Source organism: Desulfotruncus arcticus DSM 17038, from assembly GCF_900113335.1.
In the GTDB taxonomy this organism is placed as follows: Bacteria; Bacillota; Desulfotomaculia; order Desulfotomaculales; family Desulfallaceae; genus Desulfotruncus; species Desulfotruncus arcticus.
On sequence record NZ_FOOX01000010.1, the window covers coordinates 154,736 to 173,855 of the forward strand.

At 44.0% G+C, this 19,120-nt stretch carries 20 protein-coding genes; 6 read left to right on the plus strand and 14 right to left on the minus strand.

The window, feature by feature from the left end; all coding sequences use genetic code 11:
* Positions 1-248: 248 nt before the first annotated feature.
* Entirely contained in the window at positions 249-860 is a 612-nt protein-coding gene (locus BM056_RS14195; protein ID WP_092472089.1) for a DUF3298 domain-containing protein, read from the plus strand.
* A 162-nt stretch (positions 861-1,022) separates the two neighbouring features.
* Here the strand turns inward: BM056_RS14195 and BM056_RS14200 are convergent, their stop codons facing one another.
* The 5 genes from BM056_RS14200 to BM056_RS14220 all read right to left on the minus strand — a co-directional run bounded on the left by BM056_RS14200 (position 1,023) and on the right by BM056_RS14220 (position 5,784).
* Positions 1,023-1,535, minus strand: a complete 513-nt coding sequence (locus BM056_RS14200; RefSeq protein ID WP_092472090.1) for a transcription repressor NadR — start codon at positions 1,533-1,535, stop codon at positions 1,023-1,025.
* Between the two features lie 5 nt (positions 1,536-1,540).
* Positions 1,541-2,620: a quinolinate synthase NadA gene (nadA, locus tag BM056_RS14205; RefSeq protein ID WP_092472091.1), complete on the minus strand. Its 1,080-nt coding sequence runs from the start codon at positions 2,618-2,620 to the stop codon at positions 1,541-1,543.
* 153 nt (positions 2,621-2,773) lie between these two features.
* Complete coding sequence (nadC, locus tag BM056_RS14210; RefSeq protein WP_238456466.1) at positions 2,774-3,589, minus strand: carboxylating nicotinate-nucleotide diphosphorylase; 816 nt, start codon at positions 3,587-3,589, stop codon at positions 2,774-2,776.
* Between the two features lie 112 nt (positions 3,590-3,701).
* On the minus strand, positions 3,702-5,246 hold the full coding sequence (locus BM056_RS14215; RefSeq protein WP_165613532.1) for an L-aspartate oxidase: 1,545 nt from the start codon (positions 5,244-5,246) through the stop codon (positions 3,702-3,704).
* Positions 5,247-5,559: 313 nt separating this feature from the next.
* Complete coding sequence (locus BM056_RS14220) at positions 5,560-5,784, minus strand: helix-turn-helix domain-containing protein (RefSeq protein WP_092472094.1); 225 nt, start codon at positions 5,782-5,784, stop codon at positions 5,560-5,562.
* Positions 5,785-5,931: 147 nt separating this feature from the next.
* On the opposite strand from BM056_RS14220, the gene BM056_RS14225 reads away from it, so the two are divergent.
* The 3 genes from BM056_RS14225 to BM056_RS14235 all read left to right on the plus strand — a co-directional run bounded on the left by BM056_RS14225 (position 5,932) and on the right by BM056_RS14235 (position 7,856).
* Positions 5,932-6,168 (plus strand): hypothetical protein, encoded by a 237-nt coding sequence (locus BM056_RS14225; RefSeq protein WP_092472095.1) that lies wholly within the window; start codon positions 5,932-5,934, stop codon positions 6,166-6,168.
* A 264-nt stretch (positions 6,169-6,432) separates the two neighbouring features.
* A complete protein-coding gene (locus BM056_RS14230) occupies positions 6,433-6,678 on the plus strand; it encodes a putative signal transducing protein (protein WP_092472096.1) in 246 nt (81 codons plus the stop codon).
* Between the two features lie 404 nt (positions 6,679-7,082).
* On the plus strand, positions 7,083-7,856 hold the full coding sequence (locus tag BM056_RS14235) for a metallophosphoesterase (protein WP_165613533.1): 774 nt from the start codon (positions 7,083-7,085) through the stop codon (positions 7,854-7,856).
* A gap of 80 nt (positions 7,857-7,936) precedes the next feature.
* Here BM056_RS14235 and BM056_RS14240 read toward each other — a convergent pair whose 3' ends face one another.
* On the minus strand, positions 7,937-8,680 hold the full coding sequence (locus tag BM056_RS14240; RefSeq protein WP_092472098.1) for a CAP domain-containing protein: 744 nt from the start codon (positions 8,678-8,680) through the stop codon (positions 7,937-7,939).
* A gap of 371 nt (positions 8,681-9,051) precedes the next feature.
* On the opposite strand from BM056_RS14240, the gene BM056_RS14245 reads away from it, so the two are divergent.
* The gene (locus tag BM056_RS14245; RefSeq protein WP_337833509.1) at positions 9,052-9,405 is read left to right on the plus strand and encodes a carboxymuconolactone decarboxylase family protein; all 354 of its coding nucleotides are present in this window, start codon (positions 9,052-9,054) and stop codon (positions 9,403-9,405) included.
* 37 nt (positions 9,406-9,442) lie between these two features.
* On the opposite strand, the gene BM056_RS14250 is transcribed toward BM056_RS14245, so the two are convergent.
* Complete coding sequence (locus BM056_RS14250; protein ID WP_092472099.1) at positions 9,443-10,921, minus strand: 4-hydroxyphenylacetate 3-hydroxylase family protein; 1,479 nt, start codon at positions 10,919-10,921, stop codon at positions 9,443-9,445.
* 713 nt (positions 10,922-11,634) lie between these two features.
* Between BM056_RS14250 and BM056_RS14255 the strand changes: the two genes are divergently transcribed.
* On the plus strand, positions 11,635-12,531 hold the full coding sequence (locus BM056_RS14255) for a YitT family protein (RefSeq protein ID WP_238456468.1): 897 nt from the start codon (positions 11,635-11,637) through the stop codon (positions 12,529-12,531).
* On the opposite strand, the gene BM056_RS14260 is transcribed toward BM056_RS14255, so the two are convergent.
* The 7 genes from BM056_RS14260 to BM056_RS14295 all read right to left on the minus strand — a co-directional run bounded on the left by BM056_RS14260 (position 12,506) and on the right by BM056_RS14295 (position 19,106).
* Positions 12,506-13,291 (minus strand): anti-sigma factor domain-containing protein, encoded by a 786-nt coding sequence (locus BM056_RS14260; RefSeq protein ID WP_092472100.1) that lies wholly within the window; start codon positions 13,289-13,291, stop codon positions 12,506-12,508. The two genes, BM056_RS14255 and BM056_RS14260, sit on opposite strands and share 26 nt — an antisense overlap.
* Entirely contained in the window at positions 13,288-14,019 is a 732-nt protein-coding gene (gene sigI / locus BM056_RS14265; RefSeq protein WP_092472101.1) for an RNA polymerase sigma factor SigI, read from the minus strand. The genes BM056_RS14260 and sigI overlap by 4 nt, the downstream gene beginning before the upstream one ends.
* Positions 14,020-14,386: 367 nt before the next feature.
* Positions 14,387-15,208: an amidohydrolase family protein gene (locus BM056_RS14275; protein ID WP_092472103.1), complete on the minus strand. Its 822-nt coding sequence runs from the start codon at positions 15,206-15,208 to the stop codon at positions 14,387-14,389.
* Between the two features lie 95 nt (positions 15,209-15,303).
* Positions 15,304-16,140 carry a methyl-accepting chemotaxis protein gene (locus BM056_RS27300; protein WP_092472104.1) on the minus strand — a complete coding sequence of 279 codons (837 nt, stop codon included), beginning with the start codon at positions 16,138-16,140 and terminating at the stop codon, positions 15,304-15,306.
* Positions 16,141-16,390: 250 nt separating this feature from the next.
* Positions 16,391-16,858, minus strand: coding sequence for a DUF2680 domain-containing protein (locus tag BM056_RS14285; protein ID WP_092472105.1), 468 nt, complete (start codon positions 16,856-16,858; stop codon positions 16,391-16,393).
* Positions 16,859-16,959: 101 nt separating this feature from the next.
* Positions 16,960-18,357: a sensor histidine kinase gene (locus BM056_RS14290; protein ID WP_092472106.1), complete on the minus strand. Its 1,398-nt coding sequence runs from the start codon at positions 18,355-18,357 to the stop codon at positions 16,960-16,962.
* Positions 18,354-19,106 (minus strand): response regulator transcription factor, encoded by a 753-nt coding sequence (locus BM056_RS14295; protein ID WP_337833510.1) that lies wholly within the window; start codon positions 19,104-19,106, stop codon positions 18,354-18,356. Before BM056_RS14295 ends, BM056_RS14290 begins: the two co-directional genes overlap by 4 nt.
* Positions 19,107-19,120: the final 14 nt, after the last annotated feature.

Here is a 19,120-nt window from a genome sequence, read left to right on the forward strand (position 1 = left end):
TTTATCTAAGCTTAAAGGCCCTCCGGCTGAGCTGAACGGAGGTAATAAAGCGGTATGCGGGTGTCATGTTTAAACCGTTCATATGAATCACCTTTGTGCTTGCATTGTATAATTCTGAAATAAAAAATGTTTTTATTGGAAACTCGTGTTAGCAAAAAGCATATGTATGGATTACCACATCGTTTCACTCTTGGCTATAACAGGCTATTATATTAATTTAAATATCCACAAAGGATGGAGTTGGTATAATGCCCAACGCTGACCTGAAAGCCCAAATCACGGAAGAAAAAATAGAGCATGATTGCATTGACATCACTTACCCGCAAGTTGCCTTAAATAATAAATCAGTTCAAAGAGAGATTAACAACCTGATCAAAAGACAAATTAATTTTCTTATTCCCCGGGAAGGGTGCTCTGTTTATGGTCAAATTTTTGGCAAATACCGGGCAGGGGTTAATAAAAATGGAGTTTTAAGCTTGGTTATTGAATTTTATACTATTAGAAAGCAAGCAGCCAACGGGTTGAATGTACAGAAATCCGTCACAGTTAACCTGGAAACCGGGGAAGTATATGAATTGCATGATTTGTTTAAAAGAACAAGCAATTATCGAATCGTTTTAAACAAAATAATTAAAGAACAAATTAAGGAGAAGAACCTGCATTTAATTAAAGAGTTTCAAAGCATAACGGACGATCAGGATTATTATTTGACAGACAATGCTCTGGTGATTTACTTTCAGGAGCTGGAATATACCATTCACGCGGAAGGAATTCCCGAATTTGTTATTCCTTATACCCAAATCAGTAATTTAATCTCGTTAACCGCCGCTAAGACTCCCGCCTCTACAGGCGGGAGTTAAGCGGCGATAAACTCGAAATAAGTGCGACTAAGGTTCAGGTGGGGTCAAAACCCCACCTGAACCTTAGTCTTCTTTATCGGCAATGATAGTCCCATTGCCAAATTGATGTAAAAAGCCCTGGCCCGGTATCAAACCGGCCAAGGCTTTTTACATGGTTATTTTTTACTCGGAAATCAGAAAACCATGCTTATGCAATGCTTGCCTGGCCCCTTCAAGGTCTTCCCGTCTTCGGTATTCAACCGTATGCAGGTGCACCCCGTTGGTCAAAGAAGACAGCAGCGGCACCCCTTCCACTTTGAGCCTTTCCACAAAGCGTTTTACGTCCTGCCTGGACTCCAGCATTAAATAACCCTTTAATTCGCCGTAAATTGGGTGCTCCACCTGCACATCCAGCACCTTCAGGCCGAAATCCACCATGGTATTTAATTCAGCCCCGGTTTCCAACGGGGTGTGCCTGACGGCCAGTACAGCCTGTTCACAGACGTTTGCTTCTTGCGGCAACAGGTAGCCCTGGGGAGTGGCCATGATTTCGTATCCCTTGGCCCGCAGTATGGCTACGTCCTGAACAATAACCTGGCGGCTGACCTTAAATTGTTTAGCCAGAGCAGAACCGCTTACAGGACCTGCATTATCAGTTAAAGCTTTGATTATTTTTTCCCTGCGCTTTTCACTCATGCCCATCACCTTATGGAAAGCATTCTTTGGAGGGCTACTCTGGCCCAACCCGCTGTTTTGGAGTCCACGGCAACTATATTTTCTGTTCTGTCGCCAAGTAAACCTTCAAGACACCGCAAAAGGTTGCGCGGACTTATTTTTAGCATATCCGGGCACGGTTTAACCGTCTCATCCAGAGAAATAATTTTCTTGTCACCATGTTCAAGGGACAGCCTTTGCACCAGGTTGATCTCCGTCCCCACTGCCCAGACGGAACCGGCTGGAGAAGTCCTGACACAGTCAATAATATATTCAGTTGAACCTGCTTCATCAGCAGCCTGCACGGTTTCACACGAACATTCCGGGTGGACCACCACCCGCACACCGGGATGTTTTTTCCTGACAGCACTGATGCTATCAGGGCTAAACTCTTGGTGGACCGGGCAGTAACCGTTCCACAGGATTACGCGCGGGTTTTCCGGCCCGACCAGCCTATTCCGTTGCCGGTCCCATACAGCCATTTCCTCAGGGTCAATGCCCGCTTTAAACGCAGTGTTGCGGCCAAGATGTTCATCCGGAACAAACAGCACTTTCATGTCCTGCTCCAGGGCCCAGTGGAAGGCCCCGTCCGCACTGGACGATGTACAGGTCAAGCCGCCGTTTTCACCGCAAAATGCTTTGATTTCGGCTGATGAATTTACATAGGTGATTGGTATAACTTCTCCAGGAAAACTCCTTTGAAGCACTTCCCAGCACCGGCGCACCTGGCATGCCTCAGCCATATCAGCCATGATACAACCGGCGTTGATATCCGGAATAAAGACTTTTTGCCACAGTGAAGTCAATATATCCGCCGTCTCGGCCATAAAATTTACGCCCAAAAAAACTATATACTGAGCGTCTTTGCATTCGGCAGCCTGCCGGGAAAGCAGAAACGAGTCTCCCGTCAAATCGGCAAACTGGATTACCTGGTCTTGCTGGTAATGATGGCCCAGTATCAGCAACCGGGAACCCAACTGCGCCTTAAGCTCATAGATCCTTTGAACCACATCTTGCTCAGACAGTTCCAAACAAAACCGGTTTATTTCCTTTTCAGTACCTAACATAATATATACCCCCTGTTTTTAGCAGGTATTCAGAATGCTCAACACTAACTCTCTCATTCTAAAAATCCGTTCCTTTCTGAGGCACAAACGGTATGAAGGGAACTTCTTAAAGTTTTTTTCTTTCAACCTAACCACTAACCAACTAACTACCAACTAACTAAGTTCCAGGCTGATATCCAAAGGCAGGGCGGAATGAGTAATCCAGCCCAGGGAAATGATATCAACACCGGTTGCGGCAATATCCGCCACCATAGCAGGAGTAATGCCACCCGACGCTTCAGTTAAGGCCCGGCCCGCCACCAGCTTTACTGATGCTCTTAATTCATCCAAACTCATATTATCCAGCAGAATCACGTCCGCTCCACATTCAACAGCTTCCCTAACTTCTGCCAATGTTTCTGTCTCAATTTCAATTTTTAGCAAATGACCGGCTTTTCTTCTGGCCATATCAATTGCGTTCTTAATCCCGCCGGCGGCTTTGATATGATTATCCTTGATTAATATCCCGTCATCCAACCCGAGACGATGGTTTTTACCACCGCCAACAGTCACAGCGTATTTTTCCGCCATGCGCAAGCCCGGAGTTGTTTTGCGGGTATCGGTTATTACAGCATGATAGGGTCTTGCGGCCTCTACAGCAGCGGCCGTAGTAGTGGCAATGCCCGACAGGTGCTGCAGAAAATTCAGGGCCACCCGTTCACTGGCTAAAATACTTCTGGCGTTGCCGACAACTTTAGCTATAACATCTCCATCAGCTACAACAGCGCCTTCCTTCAACAACACTTCCAACCGCACCAAAGGGTCAATCAGCCGGAAGGCTGTTTGCACGTAAGGAAGTCCGGCCACAACCCCCGGTGATTTGCAAATGAAATAGCCCTCAACTGTTAATTCCGGAGGGATGGTGGCGCTGCTGGTTACATCACCCCGCCCAAGGTCTTCTGCCAGCGCTGTTTTTACAATGCTGTCCATTGATATAAGAAGCATTATATCTACCCTTTCTTTAATTAATCAGGAAAGAGGACACACCACTTCAGGGGCCAAAGGAATGTCCCCAGTTAATGCTTTTATTGCAAAAGGCTGTTTACAAACTGCACACGTTCCGCAAATGATTATAGCCGTTTAGTGCAGGAGGAAAATCGGTTCTAAAATGGCTGCCTCTGCTTTCCTTACGGACAAGAGCCCCCCTGGTAATTAAACCGGCTACCGTTATTAGGTTTTTAAGCATTAAATCATTTTGCCCCAATGATTTTTCTATGCCGGCAAGGGATGTCAACGCTTCTGCAAGACCTTTGCCCGTCCGCACAAGGCCAACCTGTTCCCACATTATTTTACGCAATTTCTCTAACAGCAGCTTTTTGTCGGCTGTCACTTCCATCCCGGCATAATAATTAGCAGCTTTTTCAATCACCGTTAATGATGATGCAGATTCCCGGCCCGTCAGCACCTTTTCAGAGACCACCGCACGCCCGGCCCTGCAACCAAAGACCAGCCCCTCCAAAAGGGAATTACTTGCCAGGCGATTGGCCCCGTGCACCCCCGTGCTCGCCACTTCCCCGCATGCATAAAGGCCTTTTACAGTAGTCCGGCCGTCAAGATCCGTTTTAACACCACCCATAATAAAATGCGCCGCGGGAACAACCGGAATTAATTCGTCAGGCGGGTGCAACCCCCGATCCCGGCACGCTTTAGATATAGAAGGAAACCGGTGCGTAAATTCAGCTCCTATTGGTGACGCATCCAGATAAACCCTGTTCCCTGCATTAATTTCAGCAAAAATTCCCCTTGCCACTATATCCCTTGGTGCCAACTCCGCCAGTGGGTGCAAGGAAACCATAAAACGCTCACCTTTATTGTTAACTAAAACAGCTCCCTCACCTCTAACAGCTTCGGAAACAAGAAACATTGGATTTTCACTGACGTTCAGTGCCGTTGGGTGGAATTGCACGAATTCCATGTTTTCAAGTTTGGCCCCGGCCCGGTAGGCCAGCGCAAACCCATCTCCGGTGCAATGGATATTGTTAGTCGTGTGAGCGAATAACTGACCGCAGCCACCGGTAGCTAAAACAACAGCCCTGGCGGCGTAAACAATTGGTTTGTTGAACTTATCATCAAAGGCAATTAATCCCATACACCTGTCATTCTGCACTATCAGGTCAATCGCCAAAGTATATTCTTTAATAAAAATGTTTTTTTGTTTATGAACCTGGGTAGCCAGGGTTTCCGCCAGAGCCCTGCCGCTTTCATCCCCCCAGGCGGAAATCACACGGGGCATTGAATGGGCACCCTCCCGGCTTAAAAGCGGTTTTCCGTCTAAATCCCTGTCGTAAGGAAAACCCATGTCCAAAAGATCAAGCACGCGTGCCTGTCCTTCCTTTACCAGCATTTCAACTGAGGCCCGATTGCAGGCGCCGGCTCCTGCAATCAATGTATCCTCAACATGAAAATCCAATTGATCCTTTTCGCTTAGCACTACAGCAATGCCCCCCTGGGCTAAAGGGGTATTTCCCGAACGCAGCTCGTCTTTTGTCAGTAATGCCACTGTTCCTGTTTTAGATGCTTCAAGCGCACAGGAAAGACCAGCCACCCCCGCTCCAACTACAATGTAATCCACTTCAATGATCTGCAACAGGGACACCTCTCTTAGAGTTTGATAAACTAATTATCTGACTTAACAGGTGTCTTGTCAACTGTAAAGCCATCACCTTTTTTTCACCATCACCCCAATGATAGTTATAAACCGATACCGGTGCACAACATTTCTTTGTTCATTTGTTACCTGCATTATCAAAGAAGAAATCTGGAACCTCTGGGCCAAACGAGGGACTTTAGTCCCAATTTTATTGGGTCATTAAGAAGGAATTAAGCCCCCGTTATTGAATACTATAGTATTCCAATAACGGGGGCTCTCTTGAAGGGCTTAAAGATAATGCATATCGGCTTCAGGGGTCTTTTTTATGTTCCAGGTGCTGCATGAACTCTACCAGCGATATGTTCAGTTCAACGCAGATTTTTTCAATGGTACGAAGGGACGGGCTCTTGAGGCCTCGTTCAAGCTGACTGATATAAGTGCGGTGCAATCCAATACTTAAGGCAAAATCCTCTTGGCTCACGCCCTTTTTCATTCTTAATTTTTTGAGTGTCCGGCCAAATTTTGTGTCAATCATAATATCTCTCAGAATGCGTTTTTATTGAACATAACACCTTTTAGAATACGCTATGCAATCATAATGTCTACATACTATAGTATTCAGACGGCGTATTTCCCATATATTTACAAACAATACCATAAAAGACCCCGGGAGGACGGTTAGATGCCCAAACAAAATTTAAGCGATTTCGAGCAAGGCTATTATTACGCCCAAAGACGGCATACAGCACTTTTGTTAAAAAAAAGCCCTGAAAGTATCCTGGAACTTGCGATGGTGTTTTTTCTTTTCACGGGAGATACTGCTGAACTGGCCAGGGGTATGGGAACTTATTACCAGGAGCTAGGGATGGAAAGAATGGAGACATTTAAAGCATGCTACCAGTCCAAGCAGCATTATTAAATAAGAAAAGCCCGCCTTCTTCTCAATGAAGTTAGGTGGGCTTTCTTTACTTTGCCAACCAAACTTATTTTACTTTAAGCCCCGGGATAAGCAGATGCTATTTAACTCCCGATAACTTTACGAGTGACTATGTCTATTTTAGTCTAAATGATTGTATATTTCAAAAAAAATATGCCCCAAAGAAGTGGTAACCACGAAAATTAAATATTTGACCGGGCAAGTAAATTTTATATACAATTAAGGAAATTACAGGGGGGATATTAAGTGAAGTACGTTGACTTAATTGAAATAATGGCAACCGGGGACCCTGCCAAAATAATGGTTGCGAAATCGATACTGGATGAAGCAGGGATAAAGTACCTGGCCAAAGGAGAAGGCTTGCAGGATTTATTTGCAATGGGAAGAATTGGTACAGGATTTAACCCTTTAGTAGGACCCGTTAAATTTTTGGTTAGAGATGAAGATCAAGAAATCGCCAAAGAATTATTAAAAGAGCTGCAGGAGAATTAAGGCAGTTAATTAAAGGAGGGTTGGCTATAATTGTTAAAAGACTGATGATTATTGGCATATTTTTAGCCATTTATGTTTTTCTCAGCCTTTGGATTGGGCTAAAAATATGGCAATACATAGGCAGGTTCGTACCCTACCTTAATCATAAATTATACTGGATAATATATTTGTTAATATCACAATCTTTTTTATTGGGCAAATTACTTACCGGTCATTTGCCCGTTCAGCTATCAAGATCTTTAATATTAATGGGTTCTTATTGGTTGGCAATAATGTCCATATTAGTATTGGTATTGTTGTTTACAGATATATCTAACGCTATATTTAGCAATTTTAATATTTTTCAAAACAGTTTACTGTCATCACCACTGTCAATTGGTATATTTATTTCCTTTACAACTCTATTGTTATTCTGCTATGGTTGGTGGAATGCACAAAATGTAAAATTAAGTGAATATGATCTAAAAATCGATAAAAAGGCCGGGCATTTAAAAAACATTACAGCCATTGCCGTATCAGATTTGCATTTAGGGTCGATAGTTAATAAAAACAGGCTGGAAAAATTGGCGGCCATAGTAAAAGAGACCAATCCCGATATTATTTTTTTTGTTGGAGACATAGTGGATGAAGACCCTGAACCATTTATAGAGCAAAATATGAAACAAGTTTTTATGGAATTAAAGCCTCCCCTGGGTATGTACGCCGTCCCGGGAAATCACGAGTATATAGGTAAAAAATGGAATGAGATATTCGACAACTTACACCTTGCGGGGATAACTGTTTTACGCGATGAAGAGGTTTTAGTGGATAATAGTTTTTATGTTATCGGCCGTGACGATTATTACATGGAGCATTTTTACAGGCAAAAAAGAAAAAGCCTGGGGGAAATAACTCACAATTCTAAAGAAAAATCACCCATGATTTTACTTGATCATCAACCCGTGGCACTAAATGAAGCCGCAGAAAACGGTATTGACCTGCAGCTTTCCGGCCATACCCACCACGGGCAGTTTTTCCCCAACAATTTGATAACAAAAAAAATATTTGAATGTGATTGGGGCTATTTGCAAAAAAACAACCTTCAAGTCATTGTGTCCTGCGGATTTGGAACATGGGGCCCGCCCATAAGAATCGGCAGTAATTCTGAGGTTTTAAAAATCAATATTGCTTTTCAATAACAAATAGAAGGCGGTATGAGATTCATACCGCCTTCTATTTAGGGCCTTATAGATAGAACCTTAATCAGCTAACTTCTATATTAATCGGTAAACTCCTGCACAAACATCTTGCCATATGGTCCGCCGTTTACAACACCAATGCCAACTTTCTTAAAATTGGTATTTAAAATATTGGCCCGGTGACCGGATGAATTCATCAGGTTTTGGTGGGCTGATTCCACGCTGGATGCGCCGGCCAGGTTTTCACCGGCATATCCGTATTTGATTCCCTCAGCTTTCATCATATCAAAGGGTGAGCCATAAGTTGGTGATGTATGGCTGAAATACCCATTATCTATCATATCTTGGGCTTTAAGGCGTGCCACACGCACCAGGTCGGGGTCGGCTACCAAAGCAGCCAGCCCCCTGCTGGTTCTTTCCTGGTTAACCAGGTCCAGCATTTCCTGCTCATCAGCAGTTAACCCGGCTTGTCCCGGGCTCGGAGCTGGTGTTGGCGTCGGTGTAGGAGCAGGTGCCGGTTTGGGATCAACTGGGTTGGGAGTAGGTGCCGGGGCAGGTTTTGCCTGTGAAGGTGTACTTGGACAATAATTGCCCGTGGTACCACCTGCATTTTTAATGATTACATCATCCGGGTTAACGCCATATTTTGCCGCAATCTGATTAACAATTTTATTTAGATAATCCGGTGTGACATTACCGGAAACACTTAACGTAACCTTGGTTGAAGCCGCAGCCGGTTCCACGGGAGCCGCTGCGAAAGCCAACATGGCCACCGCAAACATAACCAATAAAGATAGCACCAAATGTTTACCTGTCTTAATCATTTTTACCTCCTTGCAATCTGTGTTGTTTAATAAAGTTGCCTGGCTTACCGACCACCTCCTCCATAGTTAGATATTCGCAAAAAAGTTCCATTTTGCTAGGGTAGTTCTTGTGGTAATTTATGTCATATAAATAGGCCCATAAGCCACTAAAAAAGCCTCTGGCAGCTTGCGCTGGCAAAGGCTTTTTTAAGCTAAGTAACTATTAAACACTACTTAACTAATCCTCAAATTTTTAGATCAAATCTTAGGTATAACTTGTCGTGTTTATCTTTGTGGCCGGTCTAAAATTAATTTTGTTAAATCGCTTTGAACATGCACAAACTACCAAAGAATAAAAGCGGTTGGTTGGTCAATTCCCGGAGGTAGTTATTATGCCTGATGTAAGACAAATATTAAATGATTTTAACAGCGGTGTAGTCAAAGTCGCAAGACAAATGCCTGAATTTACCCAAAGCTTCATGAATTTTTTAGGTGCAGTTTATAAAGACGGTGCACTTTCTGTAAAACAAAAAGAATTGATCTCCGTTGCCATAGGTGCATACAACCGTTGTGAGTATTGTATTGTTCACCATGTATACAAGGCCCTGGAAGCAGGTGCCACACCCGAAGAAATTATGGAGGCCGCCGGTGTGGCAATTGGTTTTGGGGGTGGACCCTCCATTGCCTATACAGCAACCCTGGTTCGCCAATCCATTGAAGAATTTTCCAAGGATTTTAAAAAATAAAAATCGGCCCAACTAACCGCTTTAATCATTTATATGTTTATTTCTTCCCCTGCCTGGGCTCCATTCCGGCAATTGCCCTGACAATATCCTTCTTGGATTCAATGTCGTACTGGCTGGTGATGGCAATCTGCTCCATAATCGGGGAACCGCCACCGTGGTACGCGCCGTACAGCGTTGAGCCGGCGGAACCGGAAAGACCGAAATCAATAAAGCTCAGCCAGAATTTGATTTGCTCGTCAATGGGAATTTTGGGGTTTCTGTTGAGATACTTCTCCAGCAAAGCTTTGGTTTCCGGGTTGGCCAGGTCTTTTTCATAAGGGAAGGTTGCGGGCATACCACCGGCAATGTTGCACAGGATTTCCTGCTCGTGGTACACTGCCTCGCCGGTCAGGCACCTTCCGACGTTAGCGTAAATAGAGTGAGGGATATAGCTTCCGGGGCCATACGGCACATTACCCATGCCCGGCATGTAAACTTCTGGCTTGCCAAGATCGGATGCGGTGTAGCCGGCTGCGTAACCAAGCTCACCGGTCATGATCAATTCGGACAACATTTCGCGCACATGCGGGGTTTTTTCAATGCCGTTAATTTCGGCAGCCAGGCTGGCTAAACCGATTACATAGTCAAGCATAGCAGGCTTGCAGCCGGAATAGGAATGACGATGGAACAGGGCAAACAGCAGGGCCGCGATGCCGCCATGTATGGTTTCCCCGCACAGGAACACGCGCTCCCAGGGCACAAAGCAGTCATCAAAAATGACATAGGAATCGGTATAGCCGATGTCAATACCCCTTTGATAATGGTCGCGCTTGCGGAAGTTGTGAAAATGAACAACCTGCTTGATGCCTTCATAATCAGAAGGAACCGCAAAACACAGTGCATAGGCTTCTTCGCCTTTTTTCAGAGCCCGGTTCGGCACGACCAGAATCTCATCTGAGATTGACGCTTCAGAGATATGAACCTTGGAGCCGCGGACGATGATGCCGTCGCTCCGTTCTTCCACCACGTGCACATACATATCAGGGTCAGTCTGCTCAGCCGGCCGTTTCAGACGCTCGCCCTTAACGTCGGTCTGCGCACAGCTGGCAACCAGATCTTCGGTCTGGAAACGCTCCAACCATTTCAACCAGTTGTCATAGTAGGTAGTTTTAGCCTTGGGGGACTTCTGCGCTTCGAATGATACGGCGTTGATGGCGTTGGCTGCGTCAATACCCATGCAACGCTGGATGCATTGCCCAACTTTGTTGCACAAGAGCCGTGTCATGTCCTGCTTTTTGTGCAAATCTTCCTTGTTCTGGTGAATATGATTGAACCGGTTAATAGTTTTTCCAGTGAGGTGGGAGGTGGCAGTGCAAAGATCTTTACTTGCCGGATCCCATACCGCATCAAAGGTCAAACTCATGACGTTAATGGCGCCTTGTTGACGCTCATCCAACCTGTCAATTTTCTCGCCATTGCTGTAGAGGTTACGGTCCATTTTACCCAACCTCTCAATGTACTGCTCCCTTGTTCTCATGCTCAAACTCCTTTCTTTGCCAAACACTTTATCCTGCGCGTTTTCACCGCACAGCTGGGACAATCTATTTATGAAAAGTTAGGGGGCGGGAAGAAAATTGGCCATCTTCCCGTATGCCTGGTACCCGTATACCTAGTAGATTATAGCAAAATCCGCGCCAACTAGTATATCTGATCAGCAACAAAATCCGCGAGACAGCTGTAAAAGCGCTGTTTAACCTAAAACTTAACGCTAAGGCCAAAAAACCAATTAAAAACGGTTATTCAGAAATTAACACGGCAGTCTTAAAAATGAACATCCCCAACCAAATGCAGCATCAACCCGGTAAGAAACAATAACAGATTGTCATTGGTCTTAATAATACCGGCTGCTAAAGAAGACTTGGTTCAGGTGGGGTTTTGACCCCACCTGAACCTTAGTCGCACTTATTTCGAGTTTATCGCCGCTTAACTCCCGCCTGTAGAGGCGGGAGTCTTAGCGGCGGTTAACGAGATCAAAGCTAACAATGACTCAACCTGCCCTAATGAAGCATGTTTAGAATATAAACATGCTATAAAAAAACGAAACATCCCGGTTGGGGTAAATCTTAATGGAACGAATTTGCAATACAGCGTGTCGGGCTATGTTAAACGGGAAATAACTAATACTAATACGGCCATTAGTGCCACAGCGTAATTTAAAGGTGGATTCTAAACATTTTAGGGGTGATACATTTGATTGACGCGGTGCATTATCTGCATAGATTAAATATTAGTCCGGCCGGCGCCAAGAGGGCTGCAGGCAACCTGCTAATGATCAGCATTGGTGCTTTTATAGTTGCTCTAAACATTAACACTCTGGTTATTCCTTACCACCTGATTACCGGTGGAATATCCGGTTTGGCGATTATACTTAAATATGTTATCAATACACCTGTTTATTTAATGATATTAGTGCTTAATATCCCTATTTTTTGGTGGGGCTACAGGGAAATCAACCAGCGGTTTTTATTTTACAGTCTGGCCGGTACTGTTGCCCTAAGCGCTTTGCTTCCCCTTACCCGCAACCTGATAACTGTTCCGCAATTGGATCTGGTGCTGGCCGCTATATTCAGCGGTGTGTTAAACGGAGTAGGTTTTGGCCTCATTTTCAAATTTCAAGGCAGTACCGGGGGAACCGACATTATAGCAGTATTAATGAAAAAGAAAAAAAACCTCGGGCTTGGCGAGGTTACTTTTTATTCCAACTTAATCATAATAGTAATATCCTTATTGTTTTTTCCCGTTGAGATCGGTTTGTATACAATAATATCCATTTTTATAACCGGGAAGGTTGTGGATTCGGTTATTACAGGATTAAACACCAACAAATCCGTTATCATTATATCCGAGCACGCCACGCACATAGCCGACCAGATCATTAATGAACTGCACCGCGGTGTAACTTTTTTTTCAGGACACGGCGCTTATTTAAAAATGCATAAATCCGTCTTAAACTGCGTAATTAACCGCTTTGAGCTGGCCCGCCTGAAAGAAATCGTGTTGCACATCGACCCCAATGCGTTCATGTATATTTCTGATGCCAGCGAAGTTTTAGGCAAAGGATTTACAGGTCCAAACAGGCAAAATTAAATAAATCTTCAGGTGTTGTGCCCGCTTCCTGCAGGACAGCCCTAATATGGCCGTGTTTAATCTGCTCTGCTGTGATGCTGTATCCACCGGCCCGGCCGGCTTCAAGGACAAAATACTGTGTAGCGGTTAAACCCATACTGGACGCTTCAGTAATAAATTGCTTATCGTTTTTATTAACCATAATTACGCCCTGATTCTTTGCATTACTTAAACCAGCCTCAACAGACTGTTTTATTTGGGTTTCTTCTATCCGATAATCCTGACCATCATCTTTTTCCAACAGGTTCGCATAGTTTAACAGTAACAGGTAGTAATCCCGATCATCATCTATTAACAAGCCTGATTCGCTGGCTTTATTAGTAATGGCAGTAACGGCTTGATATACATTTAAGCCTTTAACATTAACTTTTTTCAGATCTGATTTATTACCGGTAAATTTTACTTTAATCACCTTATTATCCGGCCCGACCCATAATTCAGCTCCGCTTGAATTTAAACCCAAACTAAGGTAAGCTTCAGCCGGAGGCTGATTAATTGGGAAAAACACTCCCGCACCAAGGATAATAACTGCTGCCATGACGGCAGCAGCAGCAATGCGCCAGCTAACATTAAGATACTTATGTTTTCGTTTTGCAAGGTGTAGTACCTGCCCAACTTGATAACTGTCTTGGACCGGTATTTTAATAAACCTGCGGTCTTGCGTATACGCAACAGCATATCGCCCTTTGATCAACATAATAACAGCTTTATCGTTGCTCATATTGATATCCTCTCCTCATGGGTGGGATAAGTGGTAAAGCTTTGCAGCGGTGCAAGCCGCGGGTCTATTAATATTAAAACTAAGGCAATAATGTATTTTCTTCCTTTTTCCAGCACTTTCCGGCTTAAGTTACATGCCGGACTTAAACTTTTAATGGGCAGGTGTCCGTAGCGCAACAAATACTGCATCATCGTTTTGTCTTGCTTTATTGTTAGAGCCGCTTTAAATAAAGAATCTCTGGTATCCTTGTGTTTGGGAGAAATTTTGTGCAGTTGGTTGATATCAATGTCAAACTCATATAGCTTGGCAGCATAATACTCCATTAATTCAGCCAGATTTTCATGATACCGGTCTTCCCTGTAAATATCCTGTGACCTGGCGTTACTGGCCGCTTCCAATTCATCTATATCATCACGAAAGGTATTTAACTGCTCGTTTGTGTATTTGGCCTGGCTTCTAAGGTAATCTATTAATCTTCGTTTGACAACCGTCCTGGCAAATGTTGTAAATTGAACTTTGGCTTTCACGTCAAAGGCATCTATAGCTTCATTTAAAGCCACTAAGCCGATACTGAGTTCCTCATCATTTTCCCAGGCCAGATGCTTATAACAAACATTTGAGCAGACTTTAGCCACAAAATTGCGATGCTTTTCCAACAATTGCTCACGTGCATTTCCATTACCTTTTTGGGCCTGCATTACCAGATGTCTAGCTTTATGTGTCAGCAAACCACATCAACTCCATAACTGTAACAACAAAACTTCTGATGCAGTTTTTAATATATCATACTTCTTTTGTAAAATGTCCGACCATTATGTGTCAGATATCTGGACTTGCAGCCACTACCATGCCCCGACTGCTTCCGTGATTTTTAACAGCACCTCCCCGATTATAAAGAAGACTTGTTTCAGGTGGGGTTTTGACCCCACCTGAACCTTAGTCGCACTTATTTCGAGTTTATCGCCGCTAAGACTCCCGCCTGTAGAGGCGGGAGTCTTAGCGGCGGTTAACGAGATTAAAAGATACGACATCCTTAGTTTATGTAATACTCTTCGGAAGCAGCTCTGTTTTTTAAGTAGGTATATATCCAAGGGGTTATAATTTTAATATTCTTTGCAAATTCCCGCCTTTAATTAATTCCCTTTCATAGCCGCTTACATTAAGCTCATTAACCTTTTGCAGGTTCTTGCTAAGATTATCTTTACCAAATGGCGTGTCAGAGCCCAAAATTATTTTATCCGCTCCAAACTTATCAATTGCCAGACATATTCTTTTTGAACTAATCAATGGTGCGGGGGATATATCAAAATACAGGTTATCAAGTATTGCTTGATGCTTAATGAATAATTCCAGGCCAATTAAATGTGCGATGATAAAATTGACTGCCGGGTATTTTACGGCAATATTTATAAATTTAGCAACATCACCGGGTGAACGTAAATGTATTAAAACCGGTATTTTTTTGTCCCGTGCAAAATTCGCTACAATATTAAAGCCATTAGAATCGCATTCAAAGCTATGGGTACACTGGTGCAGCTTAACGCCCTTAAAACCCCAGGAATGATGTTTCTCATGCAAATCGGCTTCCAGGTTATTGGCATTGGGATCGGCCCAAAAAAATTGAATTATTCTATCGGAATACTTTAAGTACAGGAAATAAACATACTCGTTTCTTACCATCAGGTCCTCATACTGCTGAACCTTGGCCAGAAACTTAATCAGTTTATTGGCACTAAACAGCATATCCTTATTGCTGAAGATTTTAGCCAACCCCGGTATGTAATTATATTGGCCCGGTTCATTTTTTACTCCGGGAAAGAGAACTACTTTGTCAACTTTCAGTTCATCCAATTTGGCAATAATCTCCTGCCCCTCAAAGAATTCCCCACAGGAATGAGCATGACCATCAATAATCATTTCCTTACCCCTATTCTTGTTATCGAAATAAAAAGAGTGATAAGCTATACCTATCACCCTTGCTTGAACAATATAACATTTATTTGCCTGTCACTTTACATGAGCTTCTCAGCAACATCTTTTAGCTGATCTGATAAATCAGCCAGTTTTCGGCCACTGGCGGCAATCTGTTCCGTCTGGGCCGCCTGCTCCTCACTGATGGCAGCAAAATCTTCTACAGAGGAAATGATATTATCAATATCTTCTCTGATCATTGTTAAGGTATTGGTAATTTCAGCCGCGGAAGCCTTACTGTTTTGTGCCAGTTTTCTTATCTCCTCAGCCACCACCATAAACCCCCGCCCGTGTTCTCCGGCTCTTGCCGCCTCTATGGCCGCATTGAGACCCAGCAGGTTTGACGTCTCGGCAACGCTTTTGATGTACTGAAGAATTTCATCGGTTTTTCGGATGCGGTCTTGAGCACTTTTAACCACCAGACTGACTTCCTGGCTATTGCTGGCCAGCGCCTGAGATGAGCCGGCCAATTCCCCGGTGGAATCGGCCAGTTCCTCAGCAAAGGTCTGCAGTGAATCAGACATTTGCTTAAGATTTTGTTCCTTTTCCTGGGATACGCCCAAAAGTATTGTACCCAACACGTTTCCGGTGTGCTCGTTGATTACCGGCAAGGCATAAGAGATGATGGGGAAACCATAGACATCCTTTGGTATCCTGTTAACTTGTTTTTCCCTGGTTTTCATCGCAGTGTCCGGAGGGCTGCCCTCTGATAGTAGCTGATCTTCTTTAATGGCTAGCCTAAAAGTTCTTGCCGGAACAATGGCAACTAATTTTTCTTTGTCAGTCAGGCCCATTGCTACGTCAGCTGAAAAAAGTGAAGGTAACATCGGAAAGACATTTTTAATGGATTCAAAATACACTTCGTCGCTGATAGGCATTAAATCTCTCCTTTCTGCTAAAAATTTTCCGAACTACGATCTTATAACTTACTCTAAGTTAACATTAATTTAGTTAATTTAACAGTTTTCGACATTTTAGAATAATTTCCTTTAGCTTATTAGGTTTTTCTCACAATTTTTCATAATGAGTGTTTTCCCCAAAAAAGAGACGCCTTGGGGCGTCTCTTCAACACAATTATTATCATCCACAGCTAAAACCAAACTTTTTCAGTGCCTGCACCAGCACCTGTTAACGCATATTTCCGTATCCCATGCCTCCACCGGCACCTATGCCGGCTCCTTGGCCCCTGTTTATGCCTCTACCCAATCCACATCCCTGTCCAAAGCCTGCGCCATATTTTTGGCCGATACCGGCAGCGCCGGTTCCAGCACAGGCGGCCTGGTTTGTTTGGATGTTGTTATAGATTTGGTCCGCTTGCTCCTGCGTGAGGCTGCCGTCCGCTACACGCTGGTCTAAGACCGCTTTTTTTTGCTCCAGCATTTGTGCTTTGAATTCATCCAATTTGCCTGCTTCATCGGCAATGGTGCCAAAGGTTTTTCCGTCGGAACGCTCCGCATACAGATCTTCAACGGTTTTTCCCGTTAGATCGGATACTATTTCCGCAGGGGTTTTGACTGTTGCCGCAAACGCGGCCCCTGCCACCCCCATCACTCCTACCGCTGCAATTACTGCAATAAACTTTTTCAGATTTTTCATAATGTCACTCCTTTTATTTGGTTTTACTTACATTTTTATTTTAAGGAGTAATTGTGATAGAAGTTTGATAGAAACCTGAAAGAAGCATAAAAACTGAAAAATTATTTTTTGAGTTCAAACCAGAAGGTTGTGCCAACATTTTTTTGGCTTTCCACACCATAAGCAGCCTGGTGGGCCTCCAGCACGCTTTTGACAATAGCCAGCCCCAGCCCTGTCCCCATAGCCCTTTTTCTCCCTGTTTGATCCGCTTTGTAGAACCTATCCCAAATTTGGGGCAGGTCCTCTTCCGGTATGCCACTGCCGGTGTCCGCCACCTCAATCCGGACAGAATGCGGAGCATCTGTCATTTTGACGGTGATTGCACCACCCGGAGGTGTATGATTAAATCCATTATTAATTAAATTAAAAAGCACCTGCCCGATTCTTGCCTCATCGGCCTCAACCGGCGCAGCACCGGTACCCTGCCGCACAATTCGCACTCCTGTACTTTCGCTCAGTAAATTAAAGCGTTTTACAACGTCATCGATAGTTTCCCCGACCGGGAAACGGCTTATATTTAATTCAAAATAGCCCGCCTGCAGCTGAGAAAGGTTCAAAATATCGTCTACAATGCTACTGAGGCGTTCTGTTTCTTCAATAATTATGCCAATGTGTTTTTCCCGTTTGCCAGGCGTATTACCGGTAACATCCCGTATGGTTTCCGCATACCCCCTGATCAGGCTTAACGGAGTGCGAAGCTCGTGAGACACATTGGCTATCAGGTCTTTTCTAAATTGCTCAATTTTGGAGAGCTGTTGCCCTAAATAATTAATTGTTGCCGCCAGTTTACCGATTTCGTCCTGTTTCTGTGTTTTTACCCTGGCTGAAAAGTCTCCTGAAGCCATTGTTTCCGCAACCTTTTTGATTTCCAGAATGGGCCGGGTTAAACTTCGGGTGATAAGATAGGAAATCAGCAGGGCAGCGGCCAAAAGAATAATCGTGATATAAAAAAGCTGCCATTTTAATATTGAGGCCGTATCCTCAACCGGCGCCAAAGGCATGCTTATAATCAGCACGCCTGATGTTTCCCCGGATAACATCACCGGAAGGCCAATCATCATAAATTGGTTACCGAAACGGGGATGCGTTAAAGGAATGGCAACCTGCCGGCCGGCCAGTGCCTGATAAAAAGCCTCGGACCTGGTCCTGTTATTCATCATCGGCATATGCCCGCTTGACCCTACGGAACCTGCCGTATAGATATTCTTCCCGCCTGAATCCAGCAACTCCACACTCAGGTTGTTATTAAAGGCCAAGGCATCCAACCTGTCTGCAAATGCAGATTTATTGCCATTATTAAGCAGTTCAATAATGGCAATGCTTTCTTTCTTGATCTCGGATATGCGCATACGGGTATAAAAGTTCTCAAGAAATACAATCTGGAAAAACCAAAGCAGCAGCAATACCATCACAACAAGCACCATCATGCCGGCCCAGAATTTTAGCGCTATACTTTTCATTTCTTGCCTCTGGCTTCAAATTTATAGCCGATACCCCAAACAGTCACAATAAATTTTCTATAATCGGCCAGGCTTTCCCGGAGCATTTTCACATGGGTATCCACGGTTCTGTTATCACCGGTGAAATCATAACCCCATACAGAATTCAGGAGCTGTTCCCTGGAAAACACCCTATTGGGGTTTTGAGTAAAGAAGCTTAGCAGTTCATACTCTTTTGGCGTCAGGTTCACTATATTGCCGTCAACATATACATTTCGGGAATTATATTCAACAACCAGACCTGCAAAGCTGATACGGTCCTTATTTTGATTGTCTTCACCTGCCGCCGAGCTTCTGCGGATTATCGCTTTCATGCGGGCGAGCAGTTCCTTGGGGCTAAAGGGCTTGACAATATAATCATCCACCCCCAGCTCAAAACCAAATAGTTTGTCATACTCTTCGCCCCTGGCCGTCAGCATAATTACAGGAACCTGGGAAATTTTCCTTATTTCCCGGCAAACGCTCCAGCCATCCATGCCGGGCATCATTACATCAAGAATAACCAGTGCATATTGATGCCGGTTAAATAGCTCTAAAGCTTCAGCCCCGTCTGAAGCTTCGTCGATGATGTATCCCTCCAAACTGCTGTATTCCCTAATTATTTCCCTGATCCGTTCCTCATCATCTACGATAAGTATTTTTATTCCTTCACTGTAGTCCTCGCTACGGCAAAGTCCCCGGTCGGCGGTTGTTTTATTTTTTAAATTCAATAGTAAACCACCCT

What these genes read in the sequence shown, in the direction of transcription:
- BM056_RS14195 (WP_092472089.1), top strand. Translation starts at nt 249, where the DNA reads ATGCCCAACGCTGACCTGAAAGCCCAAATCACGGAAGAAAAAATAGAG.
- BM056_RS14200 (WP_092472090.1), bottom strand. Translation starts at nt 1,535, where the DNA reads ATGAGTGAAAAGCGCAGGGAAAAAATAATCAAAGCTTTAACTGATAAT.
- nadA (WP_092472091.1), bottom strand. Translation starts at nt 2,620, where the DNA reads ATGTTAGGTACTGAAAAGGAAATAAACCGGTTTTGTTTGGAACTGTCT.
- nadC (WP_238456466.1), bottom strand. Translation starts at nt 3,589, where the DNA reads ATGGACAGCATTGTAAAAACAGCGCTGGCAGAAGACCTTGGGCGGGGT.
- BM056_RS14220 (WP_092472094.1), bottom strand. Translation starts at nt 5,784, where the DNA reads ATGATTGACACAAAATTTGGCCGGACACTCAAAAAATTAAGAATGAAA.
- BM056_RS14225 (WP_092472095.1), top strand. Translation starts at nt 5,932, where the DNA reads ATGCCCAAACAAAATTTAAGCGATTTCGAGCAAGGCTATTATTACGCC.
- BM056_RS14240 (WP_092472098.1), bottom strand. Translation starts at nt 8,680, where the DNA reads ATGATTAAGACAGGTAAACATTTGGTGCTATCTTTATTGGTTATGTTT.
- BM056_RS14245 (WP_337833509.1), top strand. Translation starts at nt 9,052, where the DNA reads ATGCCTGATGTAAGACAAATATTAAATGATTTTAACAGCGGTGTAGTC.
- BM056_RS14250 (WP_092472099.1), bottom strand. Translation starts at nt 10,921, where the DNA reads ATGAGAACAAGGGAGCAGTACATTGAGAGGTTGGGTAAAATGGACCGT.
- BM056_RS14260 (WP_092472100.1), bottom strand. Translation starts at nt 13,291, where the DNA reads ATGAGCAACGATAAAGCTGTTATTATGTTGATCAAAGGGCGATATGCT.
- BM056_RS14275 (WP_092472103.1), bottom strand. Translation starts at nt 15,208, where the DNA reads ATGATTATTGATGGTCATGCTCATTCCTGTGGGGAATTCTTTGAGGGG.
- BM056_RS27300 (WP_092472104.1), bottom strand. Translation starts at nt 16,140, where the DNA reads ATGCCTATCAGCGACGAAGTGTATTTTGAATCCATTAAAAATGTCTTT.
- BM056_RS14285 (WP_092472105.1), bottom strand. Translation starts at nt 16,858, where the DNA reads ATGAAAAATCTGAAAAAGTTTATTGCAGTAATTGCAGCGGTAGGAGTG.
- BM056_RS14290 (WP_092472106.1), bottom strand. Translation starts at nt 18,357, where the DNA reads ATGAAAAGTATAGCGCTAAAATTCTGGGCCGGCATGATGGTGCTTGTT.